At 41.7% G+C, this 23400-nt stretch carries 14 protein-coding genes, 27 tRNA genes and 4 rRNA genes; all 45 read right to left on the bottom strand.

Annotated elements, in window-relative coordinates; all coding sequences use genetic code 11:
* Positions 1–56 precede the first annotated feature (56 nt).
* Positions 57–608 carry a phosphoribosylglycinamide formyltransferase gene (gene purN, locus ACN0NP_RS04990; RefSeq protein ID WP_039691858.1) on the bottom strand — a complete coding sequence of 184 codons (552 nt, stop codon included), beginning with the start codon at positions 606–608 and terminating at the stop codon, positions 57–59.
* A complete protein-coding gene (gene purM, locus ACN0NP_RS04985; RefSeq protein ID WP_033152113.1) occupies positions 608–1627 on the bottom strand; it encodes a phosphoribosylformylglycinamidine cyclo-ligase in 1020 nt (339 codons plus the stop codon). The genes purN and purM overlap by 1 nt, the downstream gene beginning before the upstream one ends.
* A 210-nt stretch (positions 1628–1837) precedes the next feature.
* Positions 1838–2269 (bottom strand): hypothetical protein, encoded by a 432-nt coding sequence (locus ACN0NP_RS04980; RefSeq protein ID WP_231997666.1) that lies wholly within the window; start codon positions 2267–2269, stop codon positions 1838–1840.
* A gap of 23 nt (positions 2270–2292) precedes the next feature.
* Entirely contained in the window at positions 2293–3756 is a 1464-nt protein-coding gene (gene purF, locus ACN0NP_RS04975; protein WP_423216896.1) for an amidophosphoribosyltransferase, read from the bottom strand.
* Between the two features lie 96 nt (positions 3757–3852).
* A complete protein-coding gene (locus ACN0NP_RS04970; protein WP_423216895.1) occupies positions 3853–7578 on the bottom strand; it encodes a phosphoribosylformylglycinamidine synthase in 3726 nt (1241 codons plus the stop codon).
* A gap of 49 nt (positions 7579–7627) precedes the next feature.
* Complete coding sequence (purC, locus tag ACN0NP_RS04965) at positions 7628–8338, bottom strand: phosphoribosylaminoimidazolesuccinocarboxamide synthase (RefSeq protein ID WP_021141386.1); 711 nt, start codon at positions 8336–8338, stop codon at positions 7628–7630.
* Between the two features lie 124 nt (positions 8339–8462).
* The gene (locus ACN0NP_RS04960; protein ID WP_423216894.1) at positions 8463–8705 is read right to left on the bottom strand and encodes an acyl carrier protein; all 243 of its coding nucleotides are present in this window, start codon (positions 8703–8705) and stop codon (positions 8463–8465) included.
* A 17-nt stretch (positions 8706–8722) separates the two neighbouring features.
* A complete protein-coding gene (gene plsX / locus ACN0NP_RS04955) occupies positions 8723–9718 on the bottom strand; it encodes a phosphate acyltransferase PlsX (RefSeq protein ID WP_423216893.1) in 996 nt (331 codons plus the stop codon).
* A gap of 135 nt (positions 9719–9853) precedes the next feature.
* Positions 9854–10609, bottom strand: coding sequence for a DNA repair protein RecO (gene recO / locus ACN0NP_RS04950; protein WP_003067284.1), 756 nt, complete (start codon positions 10607–10609; stop codon positions 9854–9856).
* Positions 10599–11774: a pyridoxal phosphate-dependent aminotransferase gene (locus tag ACN0NP_RS04945; RefSeq protein ID WP_423216892.1), complete on the bottom strand. Its 1176-nt coding sequence runs from the start codon at positions 11772–11774 to the stop codon at positions 10599–10601. Before ACN0NP_RS04945 ends, recO begins: the two co-directional genes overlap by 11 nt.
* 185 nt (positions 11775–11959) lie before the next feature.
* Positions 11960–12931, bottom strand: coding sequence for a ribose-phosphate diphosphokinase (locus tag ACN0NP_RS04940; RefSeq protein WP_003067288.1), 972 nt, complete (start codon positions 12929–12931; stop codon positions 11960–11962).
* Positions 12932–13062: 131 nt separating this feature from the next.
* Complete coding sequence (gene pcsB / locus ACN0NP_RS04935; RefSeq protein ID WP_423216891.1) at positions 13063–14376, bottom strand: peptidoglycan hydrolase PcsB; 1314 nt, start codon at positions 14374–14376, stop codon at positions 13063–13065.
* Positions 14377–14477: 101 nt separating this feature from the next.
* The gene (gene mreD, locus ACN0NP_RS04930) at positions 14478–14984 is read right to left on the bottom strand and encodes a rod shape-determining protein MreD (protein ID WP_029876012.1); all 507 of its coding nucleotides are present in this window, start codon (positions 14982–14984) and stop codon (positions 14478–14480) included.
* 1 nt (position 14985) lies between these two features.
* Positions 14986–15813: a rod shape-determining protein MreC gene (mreC, locus tag ACN0NP_RS04925; protein ID WP_074534143.1), complete on the bottom strand. Its 828-nt coding sequence runs from the start codon at positions 15811–15813 to the stop codon at positions 14986–14988.
* 70 nt (positions 15814–15883) lie between these two features.
* A tRNA-Ser gene (locus ACN0NP_RS04920) sits at positions 15884–15971 on the bottom strand.
* 10 nt (positions 15972–15981) lie between these two features.
* Positions 15982–16055 (bottom strand) — tRNA-Ile (locus ACN0NP_RS04915).
* 33 nt (positions 16056–16088) lie between these two features.
* Positions 16089–16159 (bottom strand) — tRNA-Gly (locus tag ACN0NP_RS04910).
* Positions 16160–16177: 18 nt separating this feature from the next.
* A tRNA-Phe gene (locus tag ACN0NP_RS04905) sits at positions 16178–16250 on the bottom strand.
* Between the two features lie 5 nt (positions 16251–16255).
* Positions 16256–16329 (bottom strand) — tRNA-Met (locus tag ACN0NP_RS04900).
* A 12-nt stretch (positions 16330–16341) separates the two neighbouring features.
* Positions 16342–16431: transfer RNA gene (locus ACN0NP_RS04895), tRNA-Ser, on the bottom strand.
* A gap of 24 nt (positions 16432–16455) precedes the next feature.
* A tRNA-Ile gene (locus tag ACN0NP_RS04890) sits at positions 16456–16529 on the bottom strand.
* 22 nt (positions 16530–16551) lie between these two features.
* Positions 16552–16625, bottom strand: a tRNA-Met gene (locus ACN0NP_RS04885).
* 5 nt (positions 16626–16630) lie between these two features.
* A tRNA-Pro gene (locus ACN0NP_RS04880) sits at positions 16631–16704 on the bottom strand.
* A 6-nt stretch (positions 16705–16710) separates the two neighbouring features.
* Positions 16711–16784, bottom strand: a tRNA-Arg gene (locus tag ACN0NP_RS04875).
* Between the two features lie 22 nt (positions 16785–16806).
* A tRNA-Leu gene (locus ACN0NP_RS04870) sits at positions 16807–16892 on the bottom strand.
* 8 nt (positions 16893–16900) lie between these two features.
* Positions 16901–16972: transfer RNA gene (locus ACN0NP_RS04865), tRNA-Gly, on the bottom strand.
* Positions 16973–16989: 17 nt separating this feature from the next.
* Positions 16990–17062, bottom strand: a tRNA-Thr gene (locus ACN0NP_RS04860).
* Between the two features lie 14 nt (positions 17063–17076).
* Positions 17077–17158 (bottom strand) — tRNA-Leu (locus ACN0NP_RS04855).
* Between the two features lie 9 nt (positions 17159–17167).
* Positions 17168–17240, bottom strand: a tRNA-Lys gene (locus ACN0NP_RS04850).
* A gap of 3 nt (positions 17241–17243) precedes the next feature.
* A tRNA-Asp gene (locus ACN0NP_RS04845) sits at positions 17244–17316 on the bottom strand.
* Between the two features lie 24 nt (positions 17317–17340).
* A tRNA-Val gene (locus tag ACN0NP_RS04840) sits at positions 17341–17413 on the bottom strand.
* Positions 17414–17417: 4 nt separating this feature from the next.
* Positions 17418–17533 (bottom strand): 5S ribosomal RNA (rrf, locus tag ACN0NP_RS04835).
* An 85-nt stretch (positions 17534–17618) separates the two neighbouring features.
* Positions 17619–20518: ribosomal RNA gene (locus ACN0NP_RS04830) — 23S ribosomal RNA — on the bottom strand.
* 146 nt (positions 20519–20664) lie between these two features.
* Positions 20665–20737: transfer RNA gene (locus ACN0NP_RS04825), tRNA-Ala, on the bottom strand.
* Between the two features lie 54 nt (positions 20738–20791).
* Positions 20792–22339, bottom strand: a 16S ribosomal RNA gene (locus ACN0NP_RS04820).
* Between the two features lie 120 nt (positions 22340–22459).
* Positions 22460–22533: transfer RNA gene (locus tag ACN0NP_RS04815), tRNA-Pro, on the bottom strand.
* Positions 22534–22539: 6 nt separating this feature from the next.
* A tRNA-Arg gene (locus ACN0NP_RS04810) sits at positions 22540–22613 on the bottom strand.
* 22 nt (positions 22614–22635) lie between these two features.
* Positions 22636–22721, bottom strand: a tRNA-Leu gene (locus tag ACN0NP_RS04805).
* A gap of 8 nt (positions 22722–22729) precedes the next feature.
* Positions 22730–22801: transfer RNA gene (locus ACN0NP_RS04800), tRNA-Gly, on the bottom strand.
* Between the two features lie 17 nt (positions 22802–22818).
* A tRNA-Thr gene (locus ACN0NP_RS04795) sits at positions 22819–22891 on the bottom strand.
* Positions 22892–22905: 14 nt separating this feature from the next.
* A tRNA-Leu gene (locus tag ACN0NP_RS04790) sits at positions 22906–22987 on the bottom strand.
* A 9-nt stretch (positions 22988–22996) separates the two neighbouring features.
* Positions 22997–23069: transfer RNA gene (locus tag ACN0NP_RS04785), tRNA-Lys, on the bottom strand.
* Between the two features lie 3 nt (positions 23070–23072).
* Positions 23073–23145 (bottom strand) — tRNA-Asp (locus tag ACN0NP_RS04780).
* 24 nt (positions 23146–23169) lie between these two features.
* A tRNA-Val gene (locus ACN0NP_RS04775) sits at positions 23170–23242 on the bottom strand.
* Positions 23243–23246: 4 nt separating this feature from the next.
* Positions 23247–23362 (bottom strand): 5S ribosomal RNA (rrf, locus tag ACN0NP_RS04770).
* Together the 16S, 23S and 5S rRNA genes with 27 tRNA genes alongside form the textbook arrangement of a ribosomal RNA operon.
* Between the last annotated feature and the right edge of the window lie 38 nt (positions 23363–23400).

Below are 23400 nucleotides of genomic sequence, written 5' to 3'. Positions count from 1 at the left end.
AAGATGTTACTGCTATTTTTTAAATTTAAAGTCATCACAAAGCATAAGTTATGAGATTACTTTTTCTCAACTCCCAAGCTCTCTAAAACCTCAGGATAAAGCTTATACTCATTTTCATGAATGCGAGCTTCAAAGCTTTCAATGGTATCGTCAGCCAATCGAGGCACACGAACTTGTTTAATCACTTTCCCTGTGTCAACGCCATTGTCAACCCAGTGAATGGTAACGCCAGACTGGTCAACGCCAGCTTCCCAAGCATCATCAATACCATGAGCACCTGGAAATTCAGGAAGATAAGCTGGATGAATATTAATGATTCGACCTTCGTAAGCTTTTAACAAAGTCGGTCCAACAATTTTCATATAGCCAGCCAAGCAAACCAAATCAATGTCATATTTTTCAAGTAAAGCAATAATAGCCTCTTCGTAAGCTACTTTACTATCAAACTCTTTGAGCTCAAAAGCATGAGCTGTCACACCGAGTTTTTCTGCACGTTCTAAGACATATGCATCTCGGTGATCTGAAAAGACAAACTCAACCGGAAATTGCTCCGCAATGACTTGAAAATTTGACCCATTACCACTCGCAAATACTGCGATTTTTTTCATTACTTAATCACCACACTTGCATCAGCTTTTTTGACGATACGACCAAGTTCGTAAACTGGCTCGTCAAGCAATTCTTTCACGCGCTCAACTTTATCTGGGCTAACTGCCATCATCAAACCAATACCCATGTTGAAGATTTCAAACATTTCTTCGTGTTTGATGTTGCCATATTTTTCAAGTGCTTTGAAAATTGGAAGAACAGGAATTTTGTCTTCTTCGATTTCAGCAGCCAAGTCATCAGCGAACATACGTGGAACATTTTCGATGAAACCACCACCAGTAATGTGAGCAATACCATTTACCAATTCTTCTTTGATAAGTGGAAGTACCGCTTTAACATAGATACGTGTTGGTTCAAGAAGTACTTCTTTCAATTTTTTGCCTTCAAGTTCTGGAAGAACTTCTTCCCCTGTGTAGTCAGCAAAAACACGACGAACAAGTGAGTAACCATTTGAGTGAATACCACTTGAAGCAAGGCCAAGAAGAACATCACCATCAGAAACTTTTGAACCATCAATGATTTGTGATTTTTCAGCAACACCTACTGCAAAACCAGCCAAATCATAGTCATCTTCACCGTACATACCAGGCATTTCAGCAGTTTCACCACCGATAAGAGCTGCGCCAGATTGAACGCAACCTTCAGCTACACCCGCAACGACTTGTTCAAGTTTGGCAGGTTCATTTTTACCAGTTGCAATGTAATCTAGGAAATAAAGTGGTTCAGCACCAGCTGCAATGATGTCATTAACACACATAGCAACACAGTCTTGACCGATTGTATCGTGTTTATCGTATTTGATGGCAAGCATGAGTTTTGTTCCCACACCATCAGTCCCTGAAATCAAAACAGGTTCTTTCACGCCAGTTTTTGTAAGGTCGAACATACCTCCAAAGCCACCGAGAGCTCCCATAACACCCGCACGTTCAGTACGTGCCACGTGTTTTTTGATACGTGCAACAACTTCATAACCCGCTTCAACATCAACACCAGATTGGGCATAAGCATTTTTTGTCATAATATTTTTCCTTCTCTTTTTTTGTCAAAAAATCTTTTTGGAGATTGCGACGTTTTTTCAGTCAAAACATCATTTTGACTGAAAAAACTAGTCAGGTCTTTAGCTATGGTCCCATAGGACAAAGCGTCCACTAACAAATGCTTTAGCCTTTAGTCAGTGGTAAGACGTGGAGCATAAGCATTTTTATTTTTTGATAACATTTTTCCTATCCTATAGTGCCATATATGCCAAAAATGGACTAATATAAATTGCTAGATAAATCAGCGTAATCCACGGTTGATAATCAATATAGAATTCCTTAAAAGTCAATGACCACGGATGTTTTATGATAACCCAGCCAACAACATCAACAATAATAGTTAACGTTCCCCAGACAGTTGATGTAACAATCACTTCATGTAATGTAACTATAGGCAAAGTCGATAGGTACATATAAGCAGCAATAGGGAAAATTAAAATATTATAAAGTGGATGCCAAGGTTTAGTAGCCTCATAACCTTCTCCCATACCTGGTCCATCAGCCATCGATGACATTTTAAGAACAACAATATTAAAAACCGTATGTCCCACACCAAAGATAAAAGTCACTACAACATAAGCCAACCAATACCATAGCATGGACAAACCAAATTCTTGCATCATACTGTCCTTCCTATAAATAAAAGCTATTTATTCTCATTAACTTCGTGAATATAGAAACTTGTTTTTTCTTCCAAGCTCTTGAGATACGCTTCTTCATAATCATAGAGTGGTGTTGGATACTTACCGTCAAAGTATGCCACACAAAGACCACCGTTTGGAGCATCTGTATCAAGACCAATTGACTCAATCAAACCATCAATTGATAGGTAAGTTAAACTATCAGCTCCGATAATCTCACAAACTTCCTCTTTGGTATGATTAGCCGAAATCAACTCACGACGATTTTGAATGTCGATACCGTAGAAACATGGGTATTTCAATTCTGGACTACCGATTGCAACATGAACTTCTGTCGCGCCAGCTTCACGTAGCAGGCGAACGATACGACATGATGTTGTTCCACGTACGATAGAATCGTCAACCATGACAACGCGCTTACCTTTAACAACACCAGATACGGCTGAGAGTTTCATGCGAACACCTTGCTCACGTAATTCTTGTGTTGGTTGAATGAAAGTACGTTGTGTGTATTGATTTTTCACCAAGCCCATTTCATTTGGGAGACCCGACTCTTCTGCAAAGCCCATGGCTGCTGATAGAGATGAATTTGGTACACCAACGACGATATCAGCTTCATGATGAAACTCTTGCGCCAAACGTTTCCCCATATTTTTGCGAGCTGTGTGAACATTAACGCCATAAATATCACTATCAGGACGAGCGAAGTAAATGTATTCCATTGAACAGATAGCAAGCTGAGTATCGGTTGTGTAGGTATCATACTGGATACCATTGTCATCAATGATAACAAGTTCACCTGGTTTTACATCACGAACCCATTTCGCACCGATCACTTCAAACGCACATGTTTCACTTGAAACAACCCAAGCACCGTTATCCATTTGACCGATTGACAATGGACGGAAACCATTTGGATCAAGCGCAGCAATCAACTTGTCTTTTGTCATCAAGAGATAAGCAAAGCCACCTTTAACAGTATTAAGAGCTTCTTTGACTTTGCCGATAAACTCTGGATTGTGGCTACGTCGAATCAAGTGCATCAAAATTTCAGTATCTGATGATGCGTTAAAAATCGCACCTTCGTTTTCCAATTCTTTTTTCAATGAAACAGCATTTGTCAAATTACCATTGTGGCAAAGACCAAATTGTTCATCTGTAAAGTTGTAAAGAAAAGGTTGAATATTGTTAATTGATGCTGAACCTGCTGTCGCGTAACGAACGTGACCAATTGCTGCAGTCCCTGTCAATTTTTCCAAATCAGCAGGATTTTTAAACACATCTGAAAGGAGACCTGTATTACGGTGCTGAAGAAGTTTACCGTTATCGTTTGTGACGATACCAGCACCTTCTTGACCGCGGTGTTGAAGACTGTGGAGCCCAAAATAAGTAACGTGAGCTGCTTGAGGATGTCCCCAAATCCCAAACACACCACACTCTTCGTTAAGAGATTTAACTTCGTATGTCATTCTTTTTTATTACCTAAAAATTCCTTTGACAAGTTGACAAAAGGTACTCGCGTACCTTGTCATTGTCATTTCTATAAAATATATTTATCGTGAATATTAAGCTTTAGTGAAATACTCAACAGCGCTACGGAACAAGTGTTGGTCTTTATTTCCTGGAATATTTTGGAAAAGTCCATCTTCGTAACGTTCTGAGTGTCCCATCTTACCGATGATTTGTCCGTTCTTACTTGTGATACCTTCGATAGCATTAACAGAACCATTTGGATTGTATTTAGAATCCATGCTTGGTTTACCATCAAAGTCAACGTATTGACTAAAGATTTGTCCGTTGTCACGAAGTTCAGCGAACTCTTCATCAGTCACAACAAATTTACCTTCACCGTGTGAAACTGGGATAGCATAAACATCACCAACTTCAACTCCAGCAAGCCAAGGTGAGTTCGTATTAGCAATACGTGTTTCAACCATTTTCGCAACGTGTTGGTTAGCATCATTGTAGAAAAGAGTTGGACTTGTTTCAGTAGCATCTTCAAAGTTACCGTATGGAAGAAGACCTGATTTAACAAGGGCTTGGAATCCATTACAGATACCGATGATAAGACCACCTTTTTCAATAAAACTATCAATAGCTGCGCGAACTTTTTGATTTAGTAAGATGTTGACGATAAATTTAGCTGAGCCATCTGGTTCATCAGCGGCAGAGAAACCACCAGCAAAGAAGATAATGTTAGCTTTATTGATGTTGTCAACCATTGTGTCAACTGAGGCTTCAATTGCTGCTTCATTAAGTGTGACAAATGGAACCAAATTAACTTTTGCACCAGCTTGTTCAAAAGCTTTAGCTGAATCATACTCTGAGTTAGTACCAGGGAAGACTGGAATGTAAACGAGCGGTTCAGCGACTTTTTGACTTGCTTTGATAACTGCATCTGAGGCTACTGCTGGAACTTCTTCAAGTTTAGTACTTTGTTCAAACTCAGTTGGGTAAACTTCTTCAAGTGTTCCTTCAAAAGCTGAAAGGAGTTTTTCACCAGCAAGGTTGACACCATTGACAATAAGTGTAAAGTCAGCTGTTGTTTCACCGATTTTAACTGCGTCAGCAATTTCTTCAGCAGATGTAAAGATGAAGCCACCGAGTTGAGCTGTCAAGCTAGTAGCAAGCTCTGCCAATTCAACCTTAGCACCGAGGTGATTACCAAAGCTAGCAAGTGCTAGGCTTTCCATCACACCACCATATTTAACAGCTGAAGCTGATGTGATATGATGTGCTTTTTGAATCGCTTCAAACTTAGCGAAGTTAGCTTTAATCAAATCAAAATCAATATCTTGTGAAATAACTTGTCCTGGAATGTAGTAAACATTTTCTCCAGCTGCTTTAAATTCTGGTGAAAGAACATTACGGCTATCTACTGTTGTCACACCAAAGGCAACCAATGTTGGTGGCACTGTCAATTCTTCAAACGTACCAGACATTGAGTCTTTACCACCGATTGATGGTAAACCAAGTTGGATTTGTGCTTCGATTGAACCAAGAAGTGCTGAAACTGGTTGACCAAATCGTTCAGCTTTTTTATCCATACGTTGGAAATATTCTTGGTAAGAGAAGCGCGCTTTAGACCAGTTAGCACCAGTTGCTACCAAGCGTGCTGTCGCTTCAATCACAGCATAAGCTGCACCATGGTATGGTGACCATTCTGCAATATAAGGGTTGAAACCTTGTGCCATGACAGAAGCTGTTGTTGTCACACCATTTTGAACAGGAAGTTTTTGAACAGAACTTTCTGTTGGGGTGATTTGGTAACGACCACCAATTGGATGGTTAACTGTTGAACGACCAACTGAACTATCAAAGATAGTTTGCAAACCTTTTTGACTAGCGTGGTTAAGGTCTGAAAGAACATTTACAGTATCAGCTTCAAGAGTTGTTGCTGATGTTGTGCGTTGTTCTGGCATATCAACTGTGCTGTCAACAACATTTGCATCAACAACCACGCGCACACCGTTTGTATCAAGGAAACGACGTTCAATATCAACGATAGTTTGACCATTCCAAGTCATGACAAGGTTTGGTTTTTCAGTAACTGTCGCAACCACTACAGCATCAATATTTTCTTTGTGGCATTCCTCTACGAAAGCCTCAACATCTTTCGGACGAACCACAACTGCCATACGTTCTTGTGACTCTGAAATAGCAATTTCAGTTCCGTTAAGACCTTGGTATTTCAAAGGCACTTTGTTAAGGTCAATTTCAAGACCATCTGCCAATTCACCGATTGCAACACAGACACCACCAGCACCAAAGTCATTTGATTTTTTGATAAGACGAGTCACATTACCATTACGGAAAAGACGTTGAATTTTACGTTCTTCAATGGCGTTACCTTTTTGAACTTCTGCACCAGCTGTTTCAACAGATTCAACCGTTTGAACTTTAGATGAACCAGTTGCACCGCCGACACCATCACGACCAGTCTTACCACCAAGAAGAATAACAACATCGCCAGCTTCTGGTTTTTCACGAACAACATTACCTTTAGGAGCTGCACCAACAACGGCACCTAGTTCCATACGCTTAGCAACGAAACCTGGGTGGAAATATTCTTTAACATAAGTTGTTGCAAGACCGATTTGGTTACCATATGAAGAATAACCGTGAGCTGCTGTTTTTGAAATGACTTGTTGTGGCAATTTACCAAGACGAGTTTCTGAGATTGGTGTTGTGATATCACCAGCACCTGAAATACGCATTGCTTGGTAAACATATGAACGTCCTGACAATGGGTCACGGATTGCACCACCGATACATGTTGCTGCACCACCGAATGGCTCGATTTCTGTTGGGTGGTTGTGCGTTTCATTCTTGAACATCAATAGCCAAGGTTCTTTGACACCATTCACGTCAACTTCAATTTCAACAGAACATGCATTGATTTCATCTGAAACTTCCATATCATCCAAACGACCATTGGCACGTTCATAACGACCAAAGATAGTCGCCATATCCATCAATGTTTGTGGTTTTTCAGAGCGACCTAGTTCATCACGCATAGCAATGTATTTATCATAAGTTGCTTGCAATTGTTTTTGGAATTTAGACGCTGAGAAATTAATGTGTTTAAGCTCAGTTTCAAATGTTGTGTGACGACAGTGGTCTGACCAATAAGTATCTAAAACTTTCAATTCAGTTTCAGTTGGCACACGCCCAATTGATTTGAAATAATCTTGGATGAATACAAGGTCATCAACTTCCATCGCCAAACCTTGCTCAGCTTTATAATCAGCAAATTCAGCTGCCGTATAAGTTTTGAAGAAATCAAGAGTTGGAATTGTTTTATCAGATTCTGAAAATGCTTGAGGCGCAATACCTGTCGTGATATCTTTAAAACGAGAATCAACAGGATTAAGAAGATAATTCTTAACCGCATCAAGTTCAGCAGCATCAATATCTTTATTCACAAGATAAAGCTGCGCTGTATTAACTGTCACATCATTGCTACTACCAAGAAGGAGCAAAGCTTCTTGTGATGAAGCTGCACGTTGGTCAAATTGACCAGGAAGTGACTCAATAGCAAAGAAAGCATAATTAGCAAGTTCAGCAACTACTTCATCTTCCGCCAAGATATTATCTGTAACTTGTTCAGAAAAGATATGTTTTTCAGCACGTTCAAAAAGTGAGTCTGCTAATCCAAAAACATCATACACTTGAACAATACGCAAATCAGTCAAGCTTTTTAACTGAAGATTATGTTTAAGTTCTTTAACAAGCGCTTGAGCTTTGATGTTGAAATTTGATTTTTTCTCAACGAAAATTCGTTTATTCATTTTTTACCCTTTTTAGAAATTCTTTTGACACTCTAGAAATCGCAATTACTTAGTCAAGTCCTTTTAGTTTTTCAAGAACCACTTCGTAAACATCAGTCAAACTACCCAAGTCACGACGGAAAACGTCTTTATCCATGTGGTGACCTTCAGCATCCCAAAGGCGGCAGTTATCTGGTGAAAATTCATCAGCAAGAATAATTTTGCCATCTTTGTCTTTACCAAATTCCAATTTGAAATCAATCAAAGTAAGACCGATTTGTTTGAACCAATCTTTCAAAAGTTCGTTAATACGACGTGTTTCAGCTTTGATGTAAGCAATGTCTTCTTCACTTGCAATTCCAAGGAATTTCACATGTTCATCATTAATGAATGGATCATCCAATTCGTCATTCTTATAGTAGAACTCAACAATCGGTGTATCTAATTTAATACCTTCTTCAACACCAAAACGTTTTGAGAATGACCCAGCAGTAACATTACGCAAAACAACTTCAAGTGGAACAATATCAACTTTTTTGTTCAATTGTTCGGTTTCTGACAATTGTTTAACAAAATGAGTGGCTACACCTGCTTCATTCAATTTTGTAAAAATTAAAGATGAGATTTGATTATTAAGAACGCCTTTACCTTTAATAGTCTCTTTTCGAGCACCATTAAGCATAGTAGCTTGGTCTTTGTAGACTGAAATAATCAAGTTCTCATCTTCTGAGGTTGTGTAAATATCTTTAGCTTTTCCCGTATAAATTAGTTGTCGTGACATGTTTTTGTTCGCCTTTCGCTTTTATTCTACTAAATTTTAACACATGCTCAAACCAATTTCAACATTTAACAGACTTTTTAATGAAATAAAATTAAAAACGTCCGCTTTTTGCGAACGTTTTTCTTTATTTTACTCTATTATAGAGATATTCCATCATTTCTCCCATACATTTCATGTGTTCAACATCTTCATCAGGGATTTCCAAATGGAATTCATCTTCAAGATTGATAACAAATTCTGTCAAAGCAATAGAATCAACTCCCAAATCATCGTGGAGACTCGTTGTTTGTGTAATCTCCAAATCAGGCTTATTCATTTGCTCCTTAATGATGAAACTAATCCTTTCAAAAATAGCCTCTTTTGTCATCTCATCCTCCCTTTTCGTTAATCTTTCGGTGTGAATGCTTCTACTAATTGACCAACAACATTAGTATCTAACATCTTACGAGCTTGTCTAATAGTATAATAAACAGCTTGCGCATCACTTGAACCATGGCATTTGACAACAGGTGCTTTAAGTCCGAAAAGAACTGCTCCACCAGCACTTGAATAATCCATAGTATCTTTCAAACTATACAAGCTATCTTTCAATAGAAGAGCACCTAATTTAGCCTTGAAGCCGCCTGATTTAATAGAAGATTTCAAAGCCCCCATAATGTTAAGAGCAGTTCCTTCCATTGTTTTAAGAACAGCGTTTCCTGTGAAACCATCTGATACCACAACATCAGCAACACCATTCATCAAATCACGCGCTTCAACATTTCCAACAAAATTCAAGGTGTCATCTTCAGCTAATAAAGCATAAGTTTCCTTGTGAAGTGGGTCACCTTTAGTAGATTCTGTACCATTATTAAGCAAACCAACACGCGGTTTATCAATCCCGCGAACATTCTTAGCATAAAATGAACCTAAGATAGCATACTGATGCAAATGTTTTGGTGTATTTTCAGCATTAGCACCAAGGTCTAGCATATCATATCCTTTGCCATCCAAAGTTGGCAATGTAGACATAAGACCTGGACGATCAATCCCTTTAATACGTCCAACCACAAACAAGCCTGCTGCTAGAAGAGCACCTGTATTTCCTGCAGAAATAACAGCGTCCGCTTCACCTTCTTTGACAGCTTTGGCACCAAGCAACATACTTGCTTTCTTTTTACGACGAATTGCTTTAGCCGGCTCATCGTCTGAATTAATTTTTTCATCTGTATGAATAATTGACACGCGCTCTGTCGCTGTCAAATATTTTTTAATTTTTGCTTCATCTCCATAAAGTTGAACCTCAATATCTGAGAATTCGGCTACGGCACGATTGACTCCTTCAACAATAGCTTTAGGAGCATTGTCGCCACCCATAGCATCAATAGCAATTTTTTTCATATGAATTTCCTCACAAAACATTATCGCTTTATTATAGCATGATTCGAGATTTTTTTCATTTTTCGAAAATAGCAGAGCAACTTTCAGAAAAAAGCCACCTGACAAACACAGCAACAAGTGTTTATCAAGTGACCTTTATTTCATAATATTTCCCCAAGAACCTAAATCATCGATGAACTTCTTACTCTTCAATCGAACACCGACATAGTTATCATAGATATCATCGATAAATAAACGCAGTTTTCGTTTCATGTCAGGTTTAACCGAAATTGTCTTTAACTCATCAAATTGAATGGCTTGAAAACGATCAAGGAGATAAAGCATATTTGGATCAACATGACTTCGATGCTCATCTTTTGCATAATGCTCTGGGCAAAGCAAGCCAGTATACTTATGAGAAAAATCAAAAGGAAGTCCTACACGATGACAAAATGCACATTCATGCAGATTCAGACTAATACCAAAGCGCTCCAAAATCTGAATCTCAAAGATATTCGTCAAGATTTCATAATCAAGACCCTCTTCCATCAAAGATAAAGTCTTGTTCAAAAAAGCAAACAACTGCGAATCAGCCACATTATCAGGCACAGCAGCATCAGCCAAAGAAGTTACATAAGAAGCATATGACAACTTAAATAAATCAGCATTGATTTCCTTAAACGAAGCCACTTCCTTATAATCTTCAATGAACGACAAACCATTGTCGTTAATCTTTACGATAAATTTAGCAATGGTCAACGGCTGAATCACAGAATTAAAACGAGATTTTCCCGCATGTCTCACAAAAAACATATGCTTGCCATCTGTTTCTGTAAAAATCTTAACTAGTTTGTCATCCTCGCGATAATTGCGATTATAGAGGACAAGACCATAAGTTTCTTTAGTTTGCATGTTCTTCCATAAATTCTTTCAAACGATCCATCGCTGTAGTGATTGTTTCCATGCTAGCTGCGTAAGATAAACGAACATAACCTTCACCGTACTGACCAAAGGCTACACCTGGGATAAAGGCAACAGCCTTTTCACGCGCGAAACTTTGACAGAATTTAAATGAATCTTGTTCATAACCAGCAGGAATTTTGGCAAAGATATAGAAAGCTCCATCTGGTTTAATAATCTTAAATCCAAGAGCAGACATTTTATCCATAATATAATCACGACGTTTCAAATACTCAGCTTTCATTGGAAGAGCATCATCTTTACCAACAGAAAGAGCTTCAATAGCCGCAAATTGTGCCATCGTCGCTGCAGCCGTTACCAAATATTGGTGACTCTTAATCAACTGAGCAGTGAAGACAGCAGGCGCAAAAATCAAACCAATTCGCCAACCAGTCATGGCATGAGATTTAGACAGACCATTAATCAAAATAGTTTGTTCTGGAAGGTACTCAGCAATCGATACGTGAAGTTCATTGCTATAAGTCAACTCAGCATAAACTTCATCAGAAATTACAAAAACATCATATTTCTTGAGCACATCAGCCAACTCTTTGATTTGTTTACGTGAATAAGTCACACCAGTCGGATTCGTTGGATAATTTAGCAAAACCGCTTTTAGCTTATCACCTTGTTCTAAAATTGCTTTTTCAAGCATTTCTGGCGTCAAAACAAAATCATTAGCGGTCGTATCAATTTCAACAATTTCAGCACCCACAAGATTAGCAATCGGTTCATAACCTGGATAAGCTGGCGCTGGCAAAAGAACTGTATCACCAGGTTCTAAAATAGCAGTCAGTGTAGCTGACAGAGCTTCAGTAGCTCCAATTGTAACCAAAATTTCATTGTCAGGGTTGTATGACAAATTATACTTTGTTTTTACAAAATCAGCTGCAGCTTGACGCAGAGCAGGTAAACCAGCCATACCAGTATAATGTGACTGATTGGCATCGATTGCAGCTTTAGCTGCTTCCTTAACATGATCAGGTGTTGTAAAATCAGGCTCACCAAGAGTCAGTTTCATAATCCCTGGTACATCCGAAATGGATTGATCAAATTGGCGAATTAACGACACTTCAATCTTATCTAAATTTTTATTAAAACGATCTGTTAAACTCATAGTTTCACCTCAAAAATCTAATTATATCTATTATACATAAAATCCTAATAATTATACACCCTTTTTTGATTTATCCACAACGAACTCCAAAAAGAGATTTTGCAAGTTATCCACATGTGCACAGTCCAAAATAAAAACCGCTGGCAGATAAACCAACGATTTTTTACTTACTCTAAAATTAATTATTAACGGTCGTTAACTCCCACTTCAAACAATGGTGACAACGGACGTTTTTCATGAATACGAGTAATTGCTTCTGCAATTAATTCTGCAATTGAAATTTGTTCAATTTTATCAATCAAACGTTCTTCTGGAAGGTAAATGGTATCCAAAACTACCAATTTCTTAATAGCTGAATTTTGGATGTTATCAAGAGCTGGACCTGAAAGGACTGGGTGAGTACATGAAGCATAAACTTCTGTTGCACCAGCTTCAGCAAGAGCGTCAGCTGCGTGACAAATTGTACCTGCAGTATCAATCATGTCATCAATCAAGATACATTTTTTACCTTTAACATTACCAATGATGTGCATAACTTCACTGGTATTCATTTTTGTAACACTACGACGTTTATCAATGATAGCAATCGGTGTTTGGAGGAAGTGTGCCAATTTACGAGCACGTGTCACACCACCATGGTCAGGACTAACAACAACAACATCGTCTCCGACCAATCCGTGTCGATCGAAATAATCAGCGATCAATGGTGCACCCATCAAATGATCAACTGGAATATCAAAGAAACCTTGAATTTGAGCAGCGTGCAAATCAACAGTCAAAAGACGATCGACACCTGCTACTTCAAGCATATTTGCTACTAATTTAGATGTAATTGGTTCGCGTGAACGAGCTTTACGGTCTTGACGTGCATATCCATAATAAGGAATAACTACGCTAATTTTTTCAGCACTAGCACGTTTAAGAGCATCAACCATGATTAAGATTTCCATCAAATTATTATTAACTGGTGAGCTAGTTGATTGCAAAATAAAGACATGGTCGCCGCGAATTGATTCTTCAATATTGACTTGGATTTCACCATCAGAAAATTGACGTACAGATGATTTTCCGAGCTGAATTCCCATAGCCGAAGCTACTTTTTCTGCTAATTCTTTGTTTGACGATAAGGCAAACAATTTTAAATCAGAATAAGACATGATTTCCTCCAAAGTTTTTATCCTTTACCATTTTAACGTTTTTTCGGCTTTTTTTCAATGACAAATGCGTTAAATCCGCTTAAATACAGGGAAATAAAAAAAAGAGAGGGGGAATCCCTCTCACAGATTTATTATTGGTAGATGTAGTAGACAGTACCGCCACCCCAAGTTGATGAAGTTGGGTTAAACCATCCACGGTAGTTACCGATTGAAGAGTTACCAGCGTAGTTTGCTTCCATAACTTGGATGTTAGTTGAACTTTGAACAGCTGTTACGTAAGCAACGTGTCCGTATCCACCACCATCATATGGCCATACAGCGACAGCACCAGCTTGTGGTGTAGTACCTACTGAGTGACCTGCAGCTTGTGCGCTAGCAATCCATTGGTTTGCATTACCCCAATAGTTACCAACCCATGAAGCAAGTGATTTAACACCCCAAGTACATTGACCTACTGGGTAAGTGTTACCTGCTGTATTAGCTGATGGTGTTACTGAACTTGGTTTAGCAGCTGGTTGTGCAGCTGATGAAGTGCTTTGTGCTGGTGTTGCTGCAGCTGGTTGTGCAGCTGATGAAGTATCTTGTGCTGGTGTTGTAGCAGCTGGTTGTGTAGCTGATGAATCTTGAGCTGAAGTATCTGTAGTTGTATCAGTTGTAGCTGTATTGTTTTGAACAGCAGCTTGTGCTTGTGCTACAGATTCTGCTTGTGCTTGTGCTTCTGCAGCGGCTTGTGCTTCTGCAGCGGCTTGTGCTGCAGCAGCTTCAGCAGCAGCTTGTTCAGCAGCTTCTTTTTGAGCTACAAGGTTAGCACGTTCATCTTCAGCAGTTGCCAATTGAGCTGAAAGGTTCAATTGTGCAGCTTCCAATTCAGCTTGTTGTGTTGCCAAAGCAGCTTGGTTTTGTTCGATAGTTGCTTTGTTAGCAGCTACAGTATTGATAGCTTCTTGGTTTTCTGCTTGTTTTTGTTCAATAGCAGCTTTATCTGCTTCTTGTTCATCAAGCATTTTTTTGTTTGCAGCAACTACTTCACGAATAGCTTGAACACGGTTAATCGCATCAGAAACTGATTTAGAGTTCAAGATTGTGTTAATGTAGCTAGTAGCTGAAACATTCTTTTGAGCATTACGAGCTTGGTTTTTCAAAGTTTCGTTACGAGCAACAATTTTGCTTGAAAGAACTTGAATTTCTTCGCTCAATTTTTGAGATTCAGCTTCAAGTTGAGCATTTTGTGCTTCCAATTCAGCTTGTTGTGATTGAAGAGAAGACACTTGAGTTTGGATTGCATCAACTTGGCTTTGTGCTGCAGCTTGTTCAGAAGTTAGGTTGCTGATTACAGCATCCTGTGCAGCAATTTGTGTATCAAAATCATCCGCATTTACAGTTACGGCTGCTGTCCCGAGTGTTACACCACTGACAAGAACAGCTGATAAAATTCTTTTTTTCATATTAATTAAACTACTCCTTTTTGATAAGACATTATTATTTTACCAAAAAATCACGCAAGTAATATTACGTGATTGTTACATTTATGTTTTGTTATGGTAATCTAAGCATTAAAATATACTTTTTTAAACAATTTTTGAAATATCAAATACAACAAAATATTGAAAATCAGAGTTGGCGCAAAACCATAAGCAATAAAATTAGCTATTGTTAACGTTGTCATTCCCAATAATACGGCACAAACATCCCCAACAATTTCAAACATAAACAAAACAATAATAAAGAACGTTAATGTTTGAAAATTACTAGAGAAAATAGTCTTAGTAATACTATTAGTAAAAATTACTAAAAATGGTAATAAAAGAACAACAATCCCGATTCTATTCAAATAGTAAATATCATATAATCCACCAAGAAACAAAGAGCTAAATATAGTAAAATACTTAGTCTGATTATGGTAGAAATATATAATAGCCAGCAAAAGCAAATGACTGCTAATCGTCACATGGTACGTAAAAACAGAACTCATTAAATAAGAAAACTGACCATCAATTAACATCAATAGAAAAAGGGTAAAAAGTAAAAAATATCTGTTTTTTAAAAACGCCATATTAATCACCAACTACTGTTACATATGAAATATCAGAGAAATCTGCTGTCGGTTTAACATAAACAACACGCTCTAAATTTTCAGAACTATTCTTGACACTAGAAACTGAACCAACTGAAACATTAGCTACAGTATCACCATCTAGTCCACTTGTCACAACACTATCACCCTCAACAACATCTGTAGAAGAATTAAGGTTAGAAACAACGAAACATTTCTTTTCTGAATCAAATGACTCTAAAATTCCATAAAGATCACCTGAAGCAGTAGAAATCTTAACAGGGATACTAAAATCAGAACCATTGGCCAAAAGTGCAATATTTGATGTCGAAGAATCAACATCATCAACAACACCTATAAGCCCCCCATTAGAAAGTGCCAACATCTTTTTAGCAACATTTTTATCTTTCCCAATCTTAACAGTCAAAGACTCATACCAAGAAACAGGGCTTCTAACTATAACCTTTCCTGTTGCAGAAAATTGAGTCGAAATTGAGGAAGATGCATTAATTGTATTATTTAACTGCTCATTCTCAGTTTTTAATGATGCAATTTCCTCACTTTGATTCTCAAGTTCAGCAACTTTCTTCTTCAATTTTTTATTTTCAGAATACGTGCTAAATAAATCATGTATATCTTCATTTAAAGATCCTAAAGACCTAAACGGAGCAGAAACGACAGAATCAACTCTAGCAACAACACTTCTAATCGGCGATGAAACTACCGAAATAACACCTAAATTTCTGAAAAGTAGCGATAATGAAAATGATAAAAGTAACAAAATCACAACAGCGAAGAAAACGAAACGAGAGATTCTTAATTTTTTCAAGATGCGCACCAACTAACTTAGAATATAAAAATAAACGAGATATCAAAAGATAACTCGTTTGAAAATAGCACGGAGAATAAGGGATTCGAACCCTTGCGCCAGTTACCCGACCTAACGATTTAGCAAACCGTCCTCTTCAGCCTCTTGAGTAATTCTCCATTCCATGTATGGGCACAAGTGGACTCGAACCACCGACCTCACGCTTATCAGGCGTGCGCTCTAACCAGCTGAGCTATGCGCCCATGAAACTTGGAATAACCAATATAAAAATAAAAAGCGGGTGACGAGAATCGAACTCGCGACAACAGCTTGGAAGGCTGTAGTTTTACCACTAAACTACACCCGCATAATTTTATTTAATTAATGGCGCGAGACGGAATCGAACCGCCGACACATGGAGCTTCAATCCATTGCTCTACCAACTGAGCTACCGAGCCTTCTATTGCGGGAGCAGGATTTGAACCTACGACCTTCGGGTTATGAGCCCGACGAGCTACCGAGCTGCTCCATCCCGCGCTAACAATATAAAGGAGGATGTGGGATTCGAACCCACGCACGCTTTTACACGCCTGACGGTTTTCAAGACCGTTCCCTTCAGCCGGACTTGGGTAATCCTCCATAACAAAAAGTTTCAAATCAATATGGACCTTGTAGGACTCGAACCTACGACCGCTCGGTTATGAGCCGAGTGCTCTAACCAGTTGAGCTAAAGGTCCAAAGTCATCCATATATCATCTATAGCGGCGAAGGGGATCGAACCCCCGACCTCCCGGGTATGAACCGGACGCTCTAGCCAGCTGAGCTACACCGCCATCAATCGGGAAGACAGGATTCGAACCTGCGACCCCTTGGTCCCAAACCAAGTGCTCTACCAAGCTGAGCTACTTCCCGAAATTATGCACCCTGCAGGATTCGAACCTGCAACCGCCTGATTCGTAGTCAGGTACTCTATCCAGTTGAGCCAAGGGTGCATCATAATATTAAATTTTATACTGCCGAGGACCGGAATCGAACCGGTACGAAGGTTACCCTTCGCAGGATTTTAAGTCCTGTGCGTCTGCCAGTTCCGCCACCCCGGCCTCTAACAAGCGAACGACGGGGTTCGAACCCGCGACCCCCACCTTGGCAAGGTGATGTTCTACCACTGAACTACGTTCGCATAAAGAGTATCCTATATGCCGGCTACATGACTTGAACACGCGACCCTCTGATTACAAATCAGATGCTCTACCAACTGAGCTAAGCCGGCAACTTCTTATTTAATGCGGGTTAAGGGACTTGAACCCCCACGCCGTTAAGCGCCAGATCCTAAATCTGGTGCGTCTGCCAATTCCGCCAAACCCGCATATTAATATGACCCGTACTGGGCTCGAACCAGTGACCCTCTGATTAAAAGTCAGATGCTCTACCAACTGAGCTAACGAGTCAAACGGTCCCGACGGGAATCGAACCCGCGATCTTCGCCGTGACAGGGCGACGTGATAACCGCTACACCACGGGACCTTTTGGTTTATATACCATTGTAAATGGGAGTTAACGGGATCGAACCGCTGACCCTCTGCTTGTAAGGCAGATGCTCTCCCAGCTGAGCTAAACTCCCTTTTGCTAAGCGACTACCATATCTAACAGGGGGCAACCCCCAACTACATCAGGCGTGCTAGGGCTTAACTTCTGTGTTCGGCATGGGAACAGGTGTATCTCCTAGGCTATCGTCACTTAACTATGATTGATTATCCAATCAAAATTGAATACCTATATATTCTAACAAGAAACCGACTCGCTGTCAATATTGACTCGTTTCTTTTTTGGATAAGTCCTCGAGCTATTAGTATTAGTCCGCTACATGTGTCACCACACTTACACTTCTAACCTATCTACCTGATCATCTCTCAGGGCTCTTACTGATATAAAATCATGGGAAATCTCATCTTGAGGTGGGCTTCACACTTAGATGCTTTCAGCGTTTATCCCTTCCCTACATAGCTACCCAGCGATGCCTTTGGCAAGACAACTGGTACACCAGCGGTAAGTCCACTCTGGTCCTCTCGTACTAGGAGCAGATCCTCTCAAATTTCCTACGCCCGCGACGGATAGGGACCGAACTGTCTCACGACGTTCTGAACCCAGCTCGCGTGCCGCTTTAATGGGCGAACAGCCCAACCCTTGGGACCGACTACAGCCCCAGGATGCGACGAGCCGACATCGAGGTGCCAAACCTCCCCGTCGATGTGAACTCTTGGGGGAGATAAGCCTGTTATCCCCAGGGTAGCTTTTATCCGTTGAGCGATGGCCCTTCCATGCGGAACCACCGGATCACTAAGCCCGACTTTCGTCCCTGCTCGAGTTGTAGCTCTCGCAGTCAAGCTCCCTTATACCTTTACACTCTGCGAATGATTTCCAACCATTCTGAGGGAACCTTTGGGCGCCTCCGTTACCTTTTAGGAGGCGACCGCCCCAGTCAAACTGCCCGTCAGACACTGTCTCCGATAGGGATAACCTATCTGGGTTAGAGTAGCCATAACACAAGGGTAGTATCCCAACAACGCCTCCACCGAAACTAGCGTCCCGATTTCATAGGCTCCTACCTATCCTGTACATGTGGTACAGATACTCAATATCAAACTGCAGTAAAGCTCCATGGGGTCTTTCCGTCCTGTCGCGGGTAACCTGCATCTTCACAGGTACTAAAATTTCACCGAGTCTCTCGTTGAGACAGTGCCCAAATCATTACGCCTTTCGTGCGGGTCGGAACTTACCCGACAAGGAATTTCGCTACCTTAGGACCGTTATAGTTACGGCCGCCGTTTACTGGGGCTTCAATTCACACCTTCGCTAATGCTAAGCGCTCCTCTTAACCTTCCAGCACCGGGCAGGCGTCACCCCCTATACATCATCTTACGATTTAGCAGAGAGCTGTGTTTTTGATAAACAGTTGCTTGGGCCTATTCACTGCGGCTGACTTAAAGCCAGCGCCCCTTCTCCCGAAGTTACGGGGCCATTTTGCCGAGTTCCTTAACGAGAGTTCTCTCGCTCACCTGAGGCTACTCGCCTCGACTACCTGTGTCGGTTTGCGGTACGGGTAGAGTATAATTAACGCTAGAAGCTTTTCTTGGCAGTGTGACATCACTAACTTCGCTACTTAACTTCGCTCCCCATCACAGCTCAATGTTATAGATATAAGCATTTGACTCATATCACACCTCACTGCTTAGACGTGCACTTCCAATCGCACGCTTTAGTTAGCCTACTGCGTCCCTCCATCACTATATACTCTAGTACAGGAATATCAACCTGTTGTCCATCGGATACACCTTTCGGTCTCTCCTTAGGTCCCGACTAACCCAGGGAGGACGAGCCTTCCCCTGGAAACCTTAGTCATACGGTGGACAGGATTCTCACCTGTCTTTCGCTACTCATACCGGCATTCTCACTTCTATGCGTTCCAGCGCTCCTCACGGTACACCTTCATCACACATAGAACGCTCTCCTACCATACCTAAAAGGTATCCACAGCTTCGGTAATATGTTTTAGCCCCGGTACATTTTCGGCGCAGGGTCACTCGACTAGTGAGCTATTACGCACTCTTTGAATGAATAGCTGCTTCTAAGCTAACATCCTAGTTGTCTGTGCAACCCCACATCCTTTTCCACTTAACATATATTTTGGGACCTTAGCTGGTGGTCTGGGCTGTTTCCCTTTCGACTACGGATCTTAGCACTCGCAGTCTGACTGCCGATTATATCTCGTTGGCATTCGGAGTTTATCTGATATTGGTAATCCGGGATGGACCCCTCAATCAAACAGTGCTCTACCTCCAAGAGACTTAACATCGACGCTAGCCCTAAAGCTATTTCGGAGAGAACCAGCTATCTCCAAGTTCGTTTGGAATTTCTCCGCTACCCACAAGTCATCCAAGCACTTTTCAACGTGCCCTGGTTCGGGCCTCCAGTGAGTTTTACCTCACCTTCACCCTGCTCATGGGTAGGTCACATGGTTTCGGGTCTACGACATGATACTAAGTCGCCCTATTAAGACTCGGTTTCCCTACGGCTCCGTCTCTTCAACTTAACCTCGCATCATATCGTAACTCGCCGGTTCATTCTACAAAAGGCACGCTCTCACCCATTAACGGGCTCGAACTTGTTGTAGGCACACGGTTTCAGGTTCTATTTCACTCCCCTCCCGGGGTGCTTTTCACCTTTCCCTCACGGTACTGGTTCACTATCGGTCACTAGAGAGTATTTAGGGTTAGGAGATGGTCCTCCCAGATTCCGACGAGATTTCTCGTGTCTCGCCGTACTCAGGATACTGCTAGGGTTAAAGACTATTTCGAATACGAGGCTGTTACTCTCTTTGGCTTACCTTCCCAGGTAATTCTTCTATAATCTTGTCGTCCCACAACGCAGTCCTACAACCCCGATGTGTAAACACATCGGTTTGCCCTCTTACCTTTTCGCTCGCCGCTACTAAGGCAATCGCGTTTGCTTTCTCTTCCTGCAGCTACTTAGATGTTTCAGTTCACTGCGTCTTCCTCTACATTACCTTAACAGTAATGAGTGACATGCATTACATGCCGGGTTCCCCCATTCGGACATCTCTGGATCAATGTTTACTTACAACTCCCCAAAGCATTTCGTCGTTAGTCACGTCCTTCATCGGCTTCTAGTGCCAAGGCATCCACCGTGCGCCCTTATTAACTTAACCTTATTTTGGTCTGTTGACCTTAAACTCATTAAATCACAGCGTTTCGGTTTATTTCTTGTTACTATCTACAATTCAATTTCTTGAATCGTGGAATTTGATATAGATATTCAATTTTCAATGGACAATCTTTGAATCTTTCGATTCAATGGAGCCTAGCGGGATCGAACCGCTGACCTCCTGCGTGCAAAGCAGGCGCTCTCCCAGCTGAGCTAAGGCCCCACAAGACCTCTCAAAACTAAACAATACTCCAAACGTGCTTCCGTTTATCCTTAGAAAGGAGGTGATCCAGCCGCACCTTCCGATACGGCTACCTTGTTACGACTTCACCCCAATCATCTATCCCACCTTAGGCGGCTGGCTCCAAAAGGTTACCTCACCGACTTCGGGTGTTACAAACTCTCGTGGTGTGACGGGCGGTGTGTACAAGGCCCGGGAACGTATTCACCGCGGCGTGCTGATCCGCGATTACTAGCGATTCCGACTTCATGTAGGCGAGTTGCAGCCTACAATCCGAACTGAGATTGGCTTTAAGAGATTTGCTTGCCGTCACCGACTCGCGACTCGTTGTACCAACCATTGTAGCACGTGTGTAGCCCAGGTCATAAGGGGCATGATGATTTGACGTCATCCCCACCTTCCTCCGGTTTATTACCGGCAGTCTCGCTAGAGTGCCCAACTTAATGATGGCAACTAACAATAGGGGTTGCGCTCGTTGCGGGACTTAACCCAACATCTCACGACACGAGCTGACGACAACCATGCACCACCTGTCACCGATGTTCCGAAGAAACTTCCTATCTCTAGGAATAGCATCGGGATGTCAAGACCTGGTAAGGTTCTTCGCGTTGCTTCGAATTAAACCACATGCTCCACCGCTTGTGCGGGCCCCCGTCAATTCCTTTGAGTTTCAACCTTGCGGTCGTACTCCCCAGGCGGAGTGCTTAATGCGTTAGCTGCGGCACTAAGCCCCGGAAAGGGCCTAACACCTAGCACTCATCGTTTACGGCGTGGACTACCAGGGTATCTAATCCTGTTTGCTCCCCACGCTTTCGAGCCTCAGCGTCAGTTACAGACCAGAGAGCCGCTTTCGCCACCGGTGTTCCTCCATATATCTACGCATTTCACCGCTACACATGGAATTCCACTCTCCCCTTCTGCACTCAAGTCTAACAGTTTCCAAAGCGAACAATGGTTAAGCCACTGCCTTTAACTTCAGACTTATTAAACCGCCTGCGCTCGCTTTACGCCCAATAAATCCGGACAACGCTCGGGACCTACGTATTACCGCGGCTGCTGGCACGTAGTTAGCCGTCCCTTTCTGGTAAGTTACCGTCACTGTGTGAACTTTCCACTCTCACACACGTTCTTCTCTTACAACAGAGCTTTACGATCCGAAAACCTTCTTCACTCACGCGGCGTTGCTCGGTCAGGGTTGCCCCCATTGCCGAAGATTCCCTACTGCTGCCTCCCGTAGGAGTCTGGGCCGTGTCTCAGTCCCAGTGTGGCCGATCACCCTCTCAGGTCGGCTATGTATCGTCGCCTTGGTGAGCCGTTACCTCACCAACTAGCTAATACAACGCAGGTCCATCTACTAGTGAAGCAATTGCTCCTTTCAAGCATCTAACATGTGTTAAATGCTGTTATGCGGTATTAGCTATCGTTTCCAATAGTTATCCCCCGCTAGTAGGCAGGTTACCTACGCGTTACTCACCCGTTCGCAACTCTTCCAACTTTAGCAAGCTAAAGTCTTCAGCGTTCTACTTGCATGTATTAGGCACGCCGCCAGCGTTCGTCCTGAGCCAGGATCAAACTCTCATTTAATCTTGTTCTCATTCTGTCACTGACAGATTTATCGTTTTTTGACAGGTTACTTCCGTAACCCGCACGTTTGGTTCGTATTGTTCAGTTTTCAAAGGTCTTTGTGAATTTCGAGAATTCACATCGGGAAGACAGGATTCGAACCTGCGACCCCTTGGTCCCAAACCAAGTGCTCTACCAAGCTGAGCTACTTCCCGAAATTATGCACCCTGCAGGATTCGAACCTGCAACCGCCTGATTCGTAGTCAGGTACTCTATCCAGTTGAGCCAAGGGTGCATCATAATATTAAATTTTATACTGCCGAGGACCGGAATCGAACCGGTACGAAGGTTACCCTTCGCAGGATTTTAAGTCCTGTGCGTCTGCCAGTTCCGCCACCCCGGCCTCTAACAAGCGAACGACGGGGTTCGAACCCGCGACCCCCACCTTGGCAAGGTGATGTTCTACCACTGAACTACGTTCGCATAAAGAGTATCCTATATGCCGGCTACATGACTTGAACACGCGACCCTCTGATTACAAATCAGATGCTCTACCAACTGAGCTAAGCCGGCAACTTCTTATTTAATGCGGGTTAAGGGACTTGAACCCCCACGCCGTTAAGCGCCAGATCCTAAATCTGGTGCGTCTGCCAATTCCGCCAAACCCGCATATTAATATGACCCGTACTGGGCTCGAACCAGTGACCCTCTGATTAAAAGTCAGATGCTCTACCAACTGAGCTAACGAGTCAAACGGTCCCGACGGGAATCGAACCCGCGATCTTCGCCGTGACAGGGCGACGTGATAACCGCTACACCACGGGACCTTTTGGTTTATATACCATTGTAAATGGGAGTTAACGGGATCGAACCGCTGACCCTCTGCTTGTAAGGCAGATGCTCTCCCAGCTGAGCTAAACTCCCTTTTGCTAAGCGACTACCATATCTAACAGGGGGCAACCCCCAACTACATCAGGCGTGCTAGGGCTTAACTTCTGTGTTCGGCATGGGAACAGGTGTATCTCCTAGGCTATCGTCACTTAACTATGATTGATTATCCAATCAAAATTGAATACCTATAT

This window comes from Streptococcus equinus (assembly GCF_049393805.1).
Lineage (GTDB): Bacteria > Bacillota > Bacilli > Lactobacillales > Streptococcaceae > Streptococcus > Streptococcus equinus.
Note: the sequence above shows the minus strand (reverse complement) of the source record. Positions and strands in the feature narration are given on the sequence as shown.